The 12,377-nt window shown below is 69.0% G+C and carries 13 protein-coding genes; 4 read left to right on the top strand and 9 right to left on the bottom strand.

What is annotated here, in order from left to right:
* Nucleotides 1-10: 10 nt before the first annotated feature.
* The 5 genes from minC to OF380_RS09745 all read right to left on the bottom strand — a co-directional run bounded on the left by minC (nt 11) and on the right by OF380_RS09745 (nt 4,680).
* Nucleotides 11-724 carry a septum site-determining protein MinC gene (gene minC / locus OF380_RS09765; protein WP_264050568.1) on the bottom strand — a complete coding sequence of 238 codons (714 nt, stop codon included), beginning with the start codon at nt 722-724 and terminating at the stop codon, nt 11-13.
* A 287-nt stretch (nt 725-1,011) separates the two neighbouring features.
* Complete coding sequence (locus OF380_RS09760) at nt 1,012-1,296, bottom strand: hypothetical protein (RefSeq protein WP_264050567.1); 285 nt, start codon at nt 1,294-1,296, stop codon at nt 1,012-1,014.
* Nucleotides 1,297-1,323: 27 nt separating this feature from the next.
* Nucleotides 1,324-1,572: a DUF6894 family protein gene (locus tag OF380_RS09755; RefSeq protein ID WP_264050566.1), complete on the bottom strand. Its 249-nt coding sequence runs from the start codon at nt 1,570-1,572 to the stop codon at nt 1,324-1,326.
* Nucleotides 1,573-1,755: 183 nt separating this feature from the next.
* Nucleotides 1,756-3,969, bottom strand: a complete 2,214-nt coding sequence (gene recD2, locus OF380_RS09750) for an SF1B family DNA helicase RecD2 (RefSeq protein ID WP_264051272.1) — start codon at nt 3,967-3,969, stop codon at nt 1,756-1,758.
* A 33-nt stretch (nt 3,970-4,002) separates the two neighbouring features.
* On the bottom strand, nt 4,003-4,680 hold the full coding sequence (locus tag OF380_RS09745; protein WP_264050565.1) for a trna delta -isopentenylpyrophosphate transferase: 678 nt from the start codon (nt 4,678-4,680) through the stop codon (nt 4,003-4,005).
* A gap of 177 nt (nt 4,681-4,857) precedes the next feature.
* Between OF380_RS09745 and OF380_RS09740 the strand changes: the two genes are divergently transcribed.
* Entirely contained in the window at nt 4,858-5,193 is a 336-nt protein-coding gene (locus tag OF380_RS09740; RefSeq protein ID WP_264050564.1) for a hypothetical protein, read from the top strand.
* A gap of 67 nt (nt 5,194-5,260) precedes the next feature.
* Here OF380_RS09740 and OF380_RS09735 read toward each other — a convergent pair whose 3' ends face one another.
* Genes OF380_RS09735 through dctP form a run of 3 tightly spaced genes read right to left on the bottom strand, consistent with a single transcriptional unit; the run spans nt 5,261 to nt 8,387 of the window.
* Nucleotides 5,261-6,613 (bottom strand): TRAP transporter large permease, encoded by a 1,353-nt coding sequence (locus OF380_RS09735; RefSeq protein WP_264050563.1) that lies wholly within the window; start codon nt 6,611-6,613, stop codon nt 5,261-5,263.
* On the bottom strand, nt 6,610-7,371 hold the full coding sequence (locus tag OF380_RS09730; protein ID WP_264050562.1) for a TRAP transporter small permease: 762 nt from the start codon (nt 7,369-7,371) through the stop codon (nt 6,610-6,612). Before OF380_RS09730 ends, OF380_RS09735 begins: the two co-directional genes overlap by 4 nt.
* Entirely contained in the window at nt 7,368-8,387 is a 1,020-nt protein-coding gene (dctP, locus tag OF380_RS09725; protein WP_264050561.1) for a TRAP transporter substrate-binding protein DctP, read from the bottom strand. The genes OF380_RS09730 and dctP overlap by 4 nt, the downstream gene beginning before the upstream one ends.
* Before the next feature lie 178 nt (nt 8,388-8,565).
* Between dctP and OF380_RS09720 the strand changes: the two genes are divergently transcribed.
* The 3 genes from OF380_RS09720 to OF380_RS09710 all read left to right on the top strand — a co-directional run bounded on the left by OF380_RS09720 (nt 8,566) and on the right by OF380_RS09710 (nt 11,587).
* Nucleotides 8,566-9,222 (top strand): GntR family transcriptional regulator, encoded by a 657-nt coding sequence (locus OF380_RS09720; protein ID WP_264050560.1) that lies wholly within the window; start codon nt 8,566-8,568, stop codon nt 9,220-9,222.
* A 142-nt stretch (nt 9,223-9,364) separates the two neighbouring features.
* Nucleotides 9,365-11,041, top strand: a complete 1,677-nt coding sequence (locus tag OF380_RS09715) for a methyl-accepting chemotaxis protein (RefSeq protein WP_264050559.1) — start codon at nt 9,365-9,367, stop codon at nt 11,039-11,041.
* A 117-nt stretch (nt 11,042-11,158) separates the two neighbouring features.
* On the top strand, nt 11,159-11,587 hold the full coding sequence (locus tag OF380_RS09710) for a YybH family protein (protein WP_264050558.1): 429 nt from the start codon (nt 11,159-11,161) through the stop codon (nt 11,585-11,587).
* Nucleotides 11,588-11,620: 33 nt separating this feature from the next.
* On the opposite strand, the gene OF380_RS09705 is transcribed toward OF380_RS09710, so the two are convergent.
* Complete coding sequence (locus OF380_RS09705) at nt 11,621-12,319, bottom strand: GntR family transcriptional regulator (RefSeq protein ID WP_264050557.1); 699 nt, start codon at nt 12,317-12,319, stop codon at nt 11,621-11,623.
* Between the last annotated feature and the right edge of the window lie 58 nt (nt 12,320-12,377).

The raw sequence follows: 12,377 nt of genomic DNA, 5'->3' as shown, positions 1-12,377 counted from the left end.
GGCTGTCTCCTCAATCCAAGGATGCGAATTTGATGGCGCCGCCATCGAGCCAGATCTGCACGGCCTTGCCGCGCAGGTGAGTACCCATCTCCTCGGCCGTGCGGACGAGGCGGTCGATGCCGAGAAGCTCGGGCTCGAACTTGCGGCAGCAGATGCGGGCGCGGGGGTTGCGTGCGGCGCCGGCGATGGCCCGTCCGCGCAGCGCGCCGTAGACGTGGATGGAGCCGCCGGCGAGGATCTCCGCGCCGGACGAGACCGACCCCATCACGGTGACGTCGCCGGTGGGGTGGACGATGGACTGGCCCGAGCGGACCGAGCCCTCGATGGTGAGCGAGGTGGTGGCCGGCTCCGGGGGGGCCGGCGGCACGACCGGCTCCGGTTCCGGTTGGGCCGGGATCTCGATGGTCGAGACCGGTCGCCCCTGCACGAGGAGCGGCGGCCGCCCGGGTCCGTGGAGGGACAGGCTGGTGCCCTCGATGCCGAGGATGTGGATCCGGCGGCTGCCGAGTTCGGCCAGCAGGCCGTCGAGGTCCGACGCGGCGGGTCGAAGCGCCGCCACGTCGAGGATCAGGGCGCGTCCGTCGAACAGGGTCGGCGAACGCTTCAGCGCCTCGTCCAGATCGGCGAACCAATCGGGAAGCGGAGTCTCCGGAGCCAGCACCAGGGACTTGAAGGCGCGGCCGCGAAGCTGAACGGGTCTGCGGGGAGGGCTTGAGTCAGTCACGGGCTCTCGCGATTCCTTACCAGACCATTGATGCCCGGTATGGTTACCGCTTCGTTAACAACCCGTACTCAAAGGATGAAAGGCGCGCGTTTTCCTGGGATCCGGGGATCCTGGCGTCCTGGGACGGGCGCATATGTGGGGCCTGCCGGCGTTCGACGCGTCGCAACCGAACTTAGGCGGCGAAGGAGACGCCGCACGCCCGCGATCCGGAGCCGAAGACGGCCTGGATAAGGACGGGGTGCCGCCCGCGGTTTTCAGCAGAACGCTCCGCCCCTGCGACGGCGCCCTCAGGCCGCCATCGGCAGGGCGTGGGCCGTGTCCGACTCGGACCGGATCCCCAGGAAGGCGCGGACGGCGTCGAGGCTCTCGAAGGACATGAATTCGGGGCGCAAGGGGGCCGGCAGGCCGGCGAAGGTCAGGCTCCGGAACGTGTCGGGGTGCGGATAGAGCTGGTAGCAGCCCCCCGCCTCCAGGGGCGGGAACAGGATGGCGACCTTGCGGCCGCCGAGACGGACGAGGCGTGTGGTGCTGTAGGATAGGGTCTCGATGGCATAGGCGGGACGCTTCGACATGCCGCTGGGATTCCTCACTTCGGGGGTTCAGGCGGCCCGTGACCAGACCGCGACGTCGCGGAAGGGCAGGACCAGGACGCGGCGTCCCTGTCCGTCATGGACATCGACGATCCAATCCGCCCAATCGAGGCCGGCGCCCACGCGCTCCATGGCGAAGCGCGCGGCGTCACCCGCATGCACGCGGATCTGGGCTCTGTCGGCGATCCCGATCCCGACCGGATCGATGATGGCGACGTGGCCGTCGGTGCAGTGGAAGCGATAGGTCGGAACAGCCATTTCCAGCACGCCTCAGGCTCGAAGGGGGCAGACGCATCCGTACCGCAGCAAGATATGTTCTCTTTTCGTTCTCCACAAGATTTTTCGCGCCGAGCATTGTGCCGCAGGAAGACGGTTGTGCTGTCCGACGTCTTCGAAGGTGGTCCCGCTAAGCTTGCGGATGCCGTCCGAGCAAGCAGCGCATCAGTCTGAGCAAGCGGAGCATGATGGGGATGCTGTCAGCCATTCGCGCAGCTTCGTCCAGCGCCGACGCTGCGCCCCGCCCCCGACGGCCATCCGGATCGCCCGGCGCTGGCCGACCAGCACGACGAGTTGCTTGCCCCGGGTCACCGCCGTGTAGAGGAGGTTGCGCGCCAGCATGGTGACGTGCTGCATCACGACCGGGATGACCACCGCTGGGTATTCCGAGCCCTGGCTCTTGTGGATCGTGGTGGCGAAGGCCGGCACCAGGGTGTCGAGCTCGCCATACGGATAGGCGACCTCGCGTCCGTCGAAGCTGACGATGACCGCCTCGCCCTCCGGGTCGATGCGGGCGACGAGGCCGAGATCGCCGTTGAAGACCTCGCGGTCGTAATCGTTCTGGGTCTCCATCACCCGGTCCCCCGGCGCGAAGCGCCAGCCGAAGCGCTCCACCGCCTCGGCGGGGCTCGGGTTCAGCACGGCCTGGAGGGCGTGGTTGAGGTTGCGGCTGCCGAGCGTCCCGCGCAGCATCGGGGTGAGCACCTGCACGTCGCGGATGGGGTCGAGGCCGAAACGCGCCGGGATGCGCCGCGTCACCACCTCCACCAGCCGGGCGAGCCCGATCTCCGGGTCGTCGACCTCGACGAGGTAGAAGTCGCAAGGCCCCTCCCCGGGCGTCGCCTCGGGCATGAGGCCCCGGTTGATGCGGTGGGCGTTGACGACGATCCGGCTGCTGGCGGCCTGGCGAAACACCTCCGTCAGCCGCGCCACCGGCACGCGGTCCGAGGCGATGAGGTCGGAAAGAACCTGCCCGGGCCCGACGGAGGGCAACTGGTCGACATCGCCGACGAGGAGCAGGGCGGCCTTCTCCGGCACCGCCTTCAGGAGCGCGTTCATCAGCGGCACGTCGATCATCGAGCATTCGTCGAGAACGAGGAGGTCGCAGGCCAGGGGGTTGTCCGCGTTGCGGGCGAAGCCGCCCTGCTTCGGGTCGATCTCGAGGAGGCGGTGGATGGTCCTGGCCTCCAGTCCGGTCTGTTCCGTCATGCGCTTGGCGGCGCGACCGGTGGGGGCCGCCAGTTGCACGCGCACGCCCTTGGCGGTGAGGATGCGCAGGAGTGAGTCGAGGGTGCTGGTCTTGCCCACTCCGGGCCCGCCCGTGAGCACGCAGAGCGGCGCGGCCAGCATCGTGGCGATGGCCGCCCTTTGTGAGGGCGAGAGGGTCCGGCCCGTGCGCGCCTCGACCCAGGGCAGCGCCTTGCCCACGTCGATCGCCGGCCAGGGCGGCGTTCCGAAGGTGCGGTTGAGGAGCCGGTCGGCGATGCCCCGCTCCGCGCCGTGCAGGCCTTTGAGGAAAAGGCAGGTCTCGTCCGTGATCGTGTCCGCGACCACGTCCGCGCCGCGCAGCTCCAGGGCGATGGCGACCCGGATCAGGTCCGGCGCCACGTCGAGGAGCCTGTGCGCGAGGCCGACGAGGCGCTCGGTGGGGAGGCCGCAATGGCCCTCGTCGGTGGCGGTCTGCAGCGCGAAGGTGACCCCGGCCCGCAGCCGTTCCGGCGCCTCCCGGCCGAGACCGAGCCGCAGCGCGATGGCATCCGCCGTGCGAAAGCCGATGCCCCGTATGTCGCGGGCGAGTCGATAGGGGTCGGTCGTCATCACCGCGATGGCGTCCTGCCCGTAGGTGCGGAAGATGCGCACGGCCCGCGCCGTGCCGACCCCGTGCGCGTGCAGGAAGATCATGATCTCCCGCACCGCCTTCTGCTCGGCCCAGCCGCGCACGATGCGCGCGGCGCGCTTCGGGCCGATGCCCTCCACCTCGGTGAGACGCCCCGGTTCGGCCTCGATGACCTCGAAGGTCGCCTCCCCGAACAGGGCGACGATGCGCTTGGCCATGGCCGGGCCGATGCCCCACATCTGCGCCGAGGCGAGGTAGCGCTCGATGCCGGCGACGCCGGTGGGCGGCGTCAGCGCCAGGGTGTCGGCCCGGAACTGCAGGCCATGCTGGCGGTCCGTGACCCACTGCCCCGTGGCGGCGATCCACTCGCCGGCCGCGATGGCGGGGGCGTGCCCGACCACCGGCACGAGGTCGCGCCTCGCCGCGACGTGGACCTTGAGCACGCAGAAGCCGGTCTCGGCGTTGTGGAAGGTCACGCGCTCGATCGTCCCCACGAGCCGGTCCTGGGGCTCGTGGGGCTTGAGGTCACCGGGCCGGATCATCCTGTTCACGGGCGGGGCCTCGACGGATCACGGTCAGGCGGCGCGGCGGCCGGGCTTCTTCGGCGGCCAGCCGAGCGCCACGAGGCGGGCCTTGGCGTAGTCGCGCACCTCGTCGCGCGTGCCCGGCGGCATCTGCCCCAGGATCCGCTGGGTCTCCGGCTCGAGCATGAGGTCGGTCACGGCGTCGATGCTCATGCGCTCGTCGATGCGCCGCTTCAGGTCGGCCTCGGCCTCGGTGACCTCGTCGAAGGGATCGGGATCGTCGAAGGCGTCGTCCACGGCCTGCACGGCGGCCGGATGCCCCTGCCGGAACTCGTCGGCCTCCTCCTCGGAATAGACCAGCCCGTGCAGTTCGAGGAGCTTGAGGATGACGCGGTCCTTCCCCCGCTTCTCCGCCATGGCGTAGACGTAGCCCGCCTGGCGGCCGGAGACGCGGTAGTTCACGTTGACCAGCGCCTCGCCGATCGACCACTCGACGCGCTCGGCCCCGCCCTTGGCCCCCGGCAGGCGGCCGGTGACCAGGATCACGGCCTCGTCGCGCTCCGCCCGCACCAGGGTCGGCGGGTCGAAGGTGATGCCCGCCTGGGCGGCGATCCGCTCCAGAGTCTTGTGATAGATCACGGCGGTGCCCTGCACGCGCCAGACATTGCCCCCGAAGGGCTCGCCGTAGCGCACCAGGATGTCCGCGATCTGCTTGTCGGCCGTTCTCATGGACCCTGTCCCTCGGCACCTTCCGTCCACAGGTGCGCGTTCCCTTTATGTTCGAATATGCGGATGCGCCTGCGGCGAGACAAGACGGTGCGTCGGATTGCAACCCGGTCTAGGATTCCATGGTCTCGCGCTGGCTGATACCGGCTAGCGCGACGCTGAAACCTGTCTGGAGCCCCGATGACGTCGCTGATGTTCTCCGTCCGTAGCCCCGATGGCGCCGTTCTGCACCGGATGGAAGCGACGAAGACCGGGCGCGGCATTCGCTTTACCTGCACCTGCGCCGACGGCGTGGAGGGCCTGCACTGCGAGCACCGGGTCGCGCTGCTGCTCGGCGACACGGCCCACCTCGTGGAGGTCGACCCCGAATCCATCGCGGCCCTGGCGGCGCTCGCCAAGGGCTCCCCCCTGATGCATGCGGTCCACCGCCTCGCGCAGGCCGAGGCGGCGGAGGCCGAGGCGCGCCGCGACCTGGAGCGCGCCCGGCAGGTCATCGCCACCATCCTGGCGGGCTAGGTCCCGACAACGAAGAACGGCGGGACTTTCGCCCCGCCGTTCCCGCTTGAAGAGTGTGTCCCGGCGCTCAGCGCGTCGTGGGCAGGAGCCAGTTCGGCAGCGTCATGGCGATGCCGGGCACGAGGCAGAGGATCAGGATCGCCACGCCCATCAGGATCACGAAGGGCAGCGTACCCCAGATGATGTCCTTGAGCGGGATGTCGGGGGCGATGTTCTTGATGACGAAGATGTTGAGGCCCACCGGCGGGTGGATCAGCCCCATCTCCATGGTGATGGTCATCACGACGCCGAACCAGACGAGGTCGAAGCCGGCGGCCTTCAACGGCGGCAGGATGATCGGCGCCGTCATGAGGATGATCGAGACCGGCGGCAGGAAGAAGCCGAGCACGATCACCAGGCCGAGGATCGTCACCAGCAGCACCCAGGGCGAGAGCTGCATCGCCACGATCGCGGCGGCCGCCGATTGCGAGATGTGCAGGTAGCTCATCACGTAGGCGTAGAGGAGCGACATGCCGATGATGAGCATCAGCATGGTGGATTCCCGCAGGGTCGCGGTCAGGATCGGGCTGACGTCGCGCGGGCGCCAGACGCCGTAGATGATCGCGATGAGGCCGAGCGCCAGGAGGCCGCCCAGGCCCGCCGTCTCGGACGGGGTGGCGTAGCCGCCGTAGAGGGCCACCATCACGCCGGTGAGCAGGATCACGAAGGGCAGCACCCGCGGCAGCGTCGAGAAGCGCTGGCGCATGCTGTAGGTGTCTTCCGCCAGGATCGCCGAGGCGGTGCCGTTCCGCTCGTAGGCGATCTTCGCGGCCGCGTATTCCGAGCGGAAGCGGTAGGCCGACCAGGCGGCGAAGAGGCACACCAGCAGCAGGCCCGGCCCGATGCCGGCGAGGAACAGGCGGCCCAGGGACTGCTCGGCCGCCACCGCGTAGAGGATCATGGTGATCGAGGGCGGCAGCAGGATGCCGAGGGTGCCGCCCGCCGCGATGATGCCGGCCGCGAAGCCCGGCGAGTAGCCGCGCTTGCGCATCTCCGGGATGCCCGCCGAGCCGATGGCCGAGCAGGTGGCCGGGCTCGACCCCGCCATGGCGGCGAAGAGCGCGCAGGCGAAGACGTTGGCGATACCGAGCCCGCCGGGGATGCGGTGCATCCAGGCGTGCATCGCCGAGTAGAGGTCCTGCCCCGCCTTGGACCGGCCGATCGCAGCGCCCTTCAGGATGAAGAGCGGGATCGACAGCAGAGTGATGGAGGCCATCTCCTCGTAGACGTTCTGCGCCACCGTATCGAGGGAGGCGGCCGGCATGAAGATGTACATGAAGGCCAGGGCGACGAAGCCGAGGGCGAAGGCGATGGGGATGCCGGCGAGCATCGCGCTGAGCGTCGCGCCCGCATAGAGGAAGCCGATGGCTGCGACACTCATGGATGCCTCCCGGTGATCTTCGTGTCTGCAGGGGTGCTGGCCAGCGGATGACCCGCCGGGGAAGGATGGCCCGAAGCTGTGTTGGCCAGGGGATCGCCGAGGGGCAGGGTACCGTCCGGCGTGAGACCGGGGCGGCCGTGCATGTCCCGGTTGACGTCGGCACCGATCCCGATCTTGGGGTTCGCCCAGCCGGCCTTCTCGGCGCCGTAGAGGAGCTCCTCGGCGATCTGGAGGGCGAACTGCACGCCGAGCAGGGTCATGCCGATCGACATGAGGATGTAGGGGATCCAGAGCGGCGGTCCCCAGCTCGACTGAGAGACCTGCCCGTCGACCCAGGCCTCGTGCAGCAGGGTCCAGCTCTTCCAGGCGAAGAACGCCACGAAGATGAAGCTGATCACGTCCGCCATCAGCAGGCGGGCGCGGTTCACCCGCGGCGAGAGCAGGCCGGTCAGGGCCTCGATCGCCACGTGGCCGCGCTTGGCCTGCACCGCGGCGGCCGAGAAGAAGGTGGCGCCGACGATGAGGAACACCGCCATCTCGTCCTGCCAGTCGGTGGGCTCGTGCAGCACGTAGCGGATCACGACGCTGTAGCTCAACACCAGGCAGGCGCAGACGAGGGCGATGCCCCCGAACAGCATGATGACGTGATTGACCCCCTTCAGGGACCGGTCGATGGCGCCGAGGAGCCCCGGCACGCGGGGCTCGGGCGCGGCGTGCGTCTCGGCTGCCGCCGAGGCCGCGTCGAAGGCGTGGCTCACGACACCTGCTCCGCCAGCTTGAGGAGCTCGGCGCAACCCGCCGACTTGCCCGCGAAGTCCTTCCAGGCGGTGTCCTTGGCAACATCGCGCCACTGGCCCAGGGTCTTCTCGTCGAGGTTCTGGACCTTGGCGCCGGCCTTCGTGAAGATCTCCTCGACCCGGGTGTCGTCCGCCTTGGCGCCGGCCTGACCGAAGGGCTCGAGCTCGGCGCCGATCGCCATGATCAGGTCCTGCTGATCCTTGGGCAGGCGCTCGAACGTGATCTTCGACATCATGATCGGCTCGAGCATGAACCAGTAGGAGCGCTCGCGGCCCGAGGTCAGGGATTTCGACAGTTCCTCCAGGCGGAACGAGATCAGGCTGGTGGACGAGGTGATGACCGCGTCGCAGGCGCCCGTCTGCATGGCGGCGTAGGATTCGCTCGAGGGGATCGACAGGGTGGCGGCACCCGCCTGCTTCATCATCAGGTCCATCTCGCGCGAGCCGCCCCGAACCTTGAGGCCCTTGGCGTCGGCCGGCGCGTAGAGCGGGCGCTCGCGGCTGGCGACGCCGCCCGCCTGCCAGACCCAGGAGACGAGGACGATCCCCTTCGATTCCAGGATCTCGGTCAGCTTCCGGCCGACCGGCGCCTTCTTCCAGGCCACGGCCTGCTCGTAGGAGCTGACCAGCGCCGGCATCAGGCCGATATTCATCTCGGCCACTTCGCCTCCCGCGTAGGGCGAGGGGTAGAGCGACAGGTCGAGCGCACCTTTGCGCATGGCGCCGAACTGGGCATTGGTCTTCATCAGGGACGAGCCCGGATAGACCTGCACTTCGAGGGCGCCCTTGGAGCGCTCGGCCAGCATCGCGGCGAACTTGCGGCACATGCGATCGCGAAAGTCGCCCTCGTCGATGGTGCCGCCGGGGAACTGATGCGAAATCTTCAGGGTGGTGGCGGCCCGGGCGCGCGACCCGAGCGACAGGATGGCGGGGGCGGCGAGGCCCCCTGCAACGAGGGCGCGGCGCGTCAGCATCATGGCGTGTCTCCCTGGGCGGACCCGCGTCCGCTCCGTTTTGCAGCGCAGCATTTATACTGCAGCGCCATCTCGATATACAAGAAACTATGTCTTGTATATTTTGTCAACGCGGATGAATAATGATGAGGCCTGATATTTCACCGGACGCCTGGATCGAGGCAGGCGGGGATACGCGCACATGAACCAATCGCGACGCTTGCGACAGACCATCGAGACCGAGATCGTGGATGGTCGCCTCGCCATCGGCGCGCGGCTCGACGAGACCGAACTCGCCGAACGCTTCGGAGTCTCGCGCACGCCGATCCGCGAGGCGCTGCTGCAACTGGCGATGACCGGCCTGGTGGAGATCAAGCCCCGGCGCGGCGCCATCGTCAGCGCGCCGGACCCGCAGCTCCTCATCGCGATGTTCGAGACGATGGCGGAGATCGAGGCCTCCTGCGGGCGCCTCGCCGCGCGGCGGCTGATCCTGGAGGACGAGGCCGCCCTCAAGGCCGCACTCGCTGCCTGCGCCGCCTCGGCCGAGGCCGGCGACCCGGAGACCTATTACGCCGAGAACTACATCTTCCACACGGTGATCTACCGCGCTTGCCGCAACGGCTTCCTGGAGGAGCAGGCGCGGCAGCTGCACCGGCGCCTCGCCCCCTTCCGGCGCCTGCAACTGCGCGCCCGCCACCGCCTCGGGCAATCGCTGGCGGAGCACGAGGCGGTCGTCGCCGCCATCGTCTCGGGGGACGAGGCCGCCGCGGGAGATCTGCTGCGGGCCCACGTCATCGTGCAGGGCGACCGGTTCTCGGACCTCGTGGCGGGCCTGCGCTCGATCAACGCCGCCGCCTGAAGCCTTCGCTCCAAGTCCTTGTCGGGGCAAGCGACCTCGCAACGTGACGGAACCGCGGAAAGAAACCCGAAAGCCATTCTTAAGGCCATCACCGTAACCCGGGGGCTCTGCTCCTCACCACCCCGGCATCCGAGTCGTTTTCATGCGCCCCTCCCTCAAGTCGACGCTGATCGGCCTGTTCGGTCTGCTCGCCATCATCACGACCGGGCAGGGTCTCGTCTCGTTGGCCAAGGTCAACGCCATCGGCGACCGGATGACGGTACTATCGGACAACGTGCTACCATCGGTTGATTCCGCGCACGCGATGAATGCCTTGGTGATGCGCGTCCGGCTCTGGCAGTTCCGCTACGTCATCGCCGAGACGGCGGAGGAGCGCAGCAACAGCGTCGCGCAGGCCGCGACCCTGTCCAAGGAGCTGGAGGAGCGTCGCCTCGCCTACAAGGCGCTGGTGAGTTCCACCCAGGAAGGAGCGCTCTACGACGAGGTCAGCGTCAAGCTCGCGCTGATGAGCCAGGATTGGGACCATCTCCGGACCATCGATCCGTCCCGCCGCGACGAGATCCTGTCGGTCTTCCGGGGCGCCATGAACGCCAATTACCTCGCCACCAGCGCCACCATGCGCAAGCTCGTGCTCCTCAACGGCGAGGCCGGCGAAGCGGCCAAGGCAGCGGCACGCGACGAGCAGGTCAGCACGATGCGGGTCACGCAGGTCATGCTGGGGCTCTCGGCCCTGATGGCGCTCGCTGCCATGGGATACACGATCTTCGGTGTCACCCGCCCCCTCGGTGCCATGACGGCGGCCATGCGGCGGGTGGCGGACGGGGACGCGGACGCGGCGGTCCCCAGCGTCGGTCGCCGTGACGAGATCGGCGCCATGGCCGATGCCCTCGAAACCTTCCGGGCGAACCTCCTGCGCAGCCGTGCCCTGGAGGAAGAGACCCGCCTCGCCCGCGCCGGTGCGGAAGCCCAGCGCAAGGCCGCCATGCGGGAGATGGCCGACGGCTTCGAGGGCGCGGTCAGCGGCATCCTCGGCCGCGTGACGGCAGCGGCGACCCAGCTGCGCGCCACCGCCGGGAGCATGGCCGAGACGGCGTCCGGAACCGCCCGGCAATCCACGACCGTCGCGGCGGCGGCCGATCAGGCGGCTTCCAACGTCGGCATGGTGGCGGCCGCCGCCGAGGAGCTCGGGGCTTCGGTCCAGGAGATCGGCCGGCAGGTCGACGGCTCGACGCAACTGGCGCAGCGCGCGGTGGACGAGGCCGCCCGGACCGCGACGGAGGTTCAGGAGCTCAGCGCCGCCGCCGCCCGGATCGGCGACGTGGTGGCGATGATCGCGAGCATCGCGGGTCAGACCAACCTGCTGGCGCTCAACGCCACCATCGAGGCGGCCCGCGCCGGCGAGGCCGGACGGGGCTTCGCGGTGGTGGCCGCCGAGGTCAAGGAACTCGCCAACCAGACCGCCCGGGCCACCGAGGAGATCAGCGGGCAGATCGGCCGCATCCAGGGCTCCACGGGCCAGGCCGTGACGGCGATCGACGCCATCAGCGGGCGCATTCGCGAGATCAGCGGCGTCGCGACCTCCATCGCGGCGGCCGTCGAGGAGCAGGGTGCGGCCACCCAGGAGATCGTGCGCAACGTCGCCGAGGCGGCCGCCGGCACCGGCGAGGTCACCACCAACATCTCCGGGGTCGCCAGCGCGGCCGAGGAGACCGGCGCGGCGGCCTCCCAGGTCCTGGCCTCGGCCTCCGAGCTCTCGCGCGAATCCGAGCAGCTCAACGACGCGGTGACCCGCTTCCTCGGCACCGTCCGGGCAGCTTGATTCTCGCGAACCCGGAAGGTCTCACAAGTCTTCAGGAAAAAGCTTTACTTTTGGAAATATCGATACTCAAATAATCGACGCGAACCCGGCAGGATTCGCGTCGCGAGGGAGGTATCGATGTCGAAAGCTGGAGTCCTTCTGGGTGCCGTCATGGCGTGCCTGATCCTGCCGGCGGCGGCCGACACCGCCGCGACGGACGGGCGGAGGGCCGCCGAAACCTGGGACAAGACCTACAACGGCGGCGACATGGACGCCCTGGCCAAGCTGTACGCGCCGGAGGCGCAGGTCATCCCCAAGGGCGCGGCCGTTTCGGGGCCGGCCAACATCCAGACCTTCTTCTCAGGCCTGAAGGCGAAGGGCTTCGACGACCACCGGATCACCGTGCAGTCCGCGCGCGAGAGGGGCGATGTCCTGATGCTGTCCGGACGCTGGGAGATGAAGGGCCCCGGCGAGGGCGGCACCAGGAAAACCTTCGAGGGCAACTGGGTCAACGTGCTGGAGCGCCGGGGCGACGGCTGGCGCACCGTCCTGCACACCTGGAACTGACGGCGCTCCGTCGCGGCGATCCCGAGGCTCGGATCAGGACACCGGATCCGAAGCCTCGCGGTGCGCCGTGCCGAAACTCTGGGCGATCACCGGGGTTCGGGCCCGGATATGGAGGCGCATCAGGCGCGCCAGGGCTTCGCCGTCGCGCATGCGCAGCAGTGATATCATCTGTTCGTGCTGGGACACGGATTGTGCCCATTGTTCTGCCGTTTGATGCACCGCGTAGCGCGAGCGCTGGATACGTCCGGACAGGCTTTCGTAGATGCCGCCGAGGGTGGCATTGCCGCTCGCCCGCATGATGGCTTCGTGGATCTTCCGGTTGAGGGCGAAGTAGGCGCTCTCCTCCCCGGCCTTCCAGGCCGCGACCATCGTCTCGTGATCACGGGAGATCTCGGCGATCCTCGCATCGGTGATGGTGCGGCAGGCGAGCTCCGCAGCCGTGGCCTCCAGGCCGGCGATGACCTCGATCATCTCCTCGATCTCGGATTGCGACAGGCTCGCGACCCGGGCTCCCCGATTGGGCAGCAATTCGAGGAGCCCTTCCGTGGCCAGGATCTTGATCGCCTCCCGTAGCGGGGTGCGGGAGATGCCGAAGCGCTCGGTCAACTCGCCTTCGTTGATCCGCGCTCGGGGCTCCAGCTCGCCCGACCGGATGAGGTCACGCATCCGGTCGACGACTTCGTCGTGGAGGTAGCGTCGGTTGATGCCGAGGCCCGTCTCGATCTTGTTCATGGGTCCGCGACGTCTGGATGAGGGAGGAACAATACTCCTCCCTGGTATCGCCCAGACT

It is taken from the genome of Methylobacterium sp. FF17 (genome assembly GCF_025813715.1).
GTDB classification, from domain to species: Bacteria; Pseudomonadota; Alphaproteobacteria; order Rhizobiales; family Beijerinckiaceae; genus Methylobacterium; species Methylobacterium flocculans.
Note: the sequence above shows the minus strand (reverse complement) of the source record. Positions and strands in the feature narration are given on the sequence as shown.

Coding starts and splice junctions, on each gene's coding strand:
- OF380_RS09745 (WP_264050565.1), bottom strand. CDS start 4,680: ATGAGAACGGCCGACAAGCAGATCGCGGACATCCTGGTGCGCTACGGC.
- OF380_RS09710 (WP_264050558.1), top strand. CDS start 11,159: ATGTCGAAAGCTGGAGTCCTTCTGGGTGCCGTCATGGCGTGCCTGATC.
- OF380_RS09735 (WP_264050563.1), bottom strand. CDS start 6,613: ATGAGTGTCGCAGCCATCGGCTTCCTCTATGCGGGCGCGACGCTCAGC.
- OF380_RS09760 (WP_264050567.1), bottom strand. CDS start 1,296: ATGTCGAAGCGTCCCGCCTATGCCATCGAGACCCTATCCTACAGCACC.
- OF380_RS09705 (WP_264050557.1), bottom strand. CDS start 12,319: ATGAACAAGATCGAGACGGGCCTCGGCATCAACCGACGCTACCTCCAC.
- recD2 (WP_264051272.1), bottom strand. CDS start 3,969: ATGATCCGGCCCGGTGACCTCAAGCCCCACGAGCCCCAGGACCGGCTC.
- dctP (WP_264050561.1), bottom strand. CDS start 8,387: ATGATGCTGACGCGCCGCGCCCTCGTTGCAGGGGGCCTCGCCGCCCCC.
- OF380_RS09740 (WP_264050564.1), top strand. CDS start 4,858: ATGACGTCGCTGATGTTCTCCGTCCGTAGCCCCGATGGCGCCGTTCTG.
- OF380_RS09715 (WP_264050559.1), top strand. CDS start 9,365: ATGCGCCCCTCCCTCAAGTCGACGCTGATCGGCCTGTTCGGTCTGCTC.
- OF380_RS09720 (WP_264050560.1), top strand. CDS start 8,566: ATGAACCAATCGCGACGCTTGCGACAGACCATCGAGACCGAGATCGTG.
- OF380_RS09755 (WP_264050566.1), bottom strand. CDS start 1,572: ATGGCTGTTCCGACCTATCGCTTCCACTGCACCGACGGCCACGTCGCC.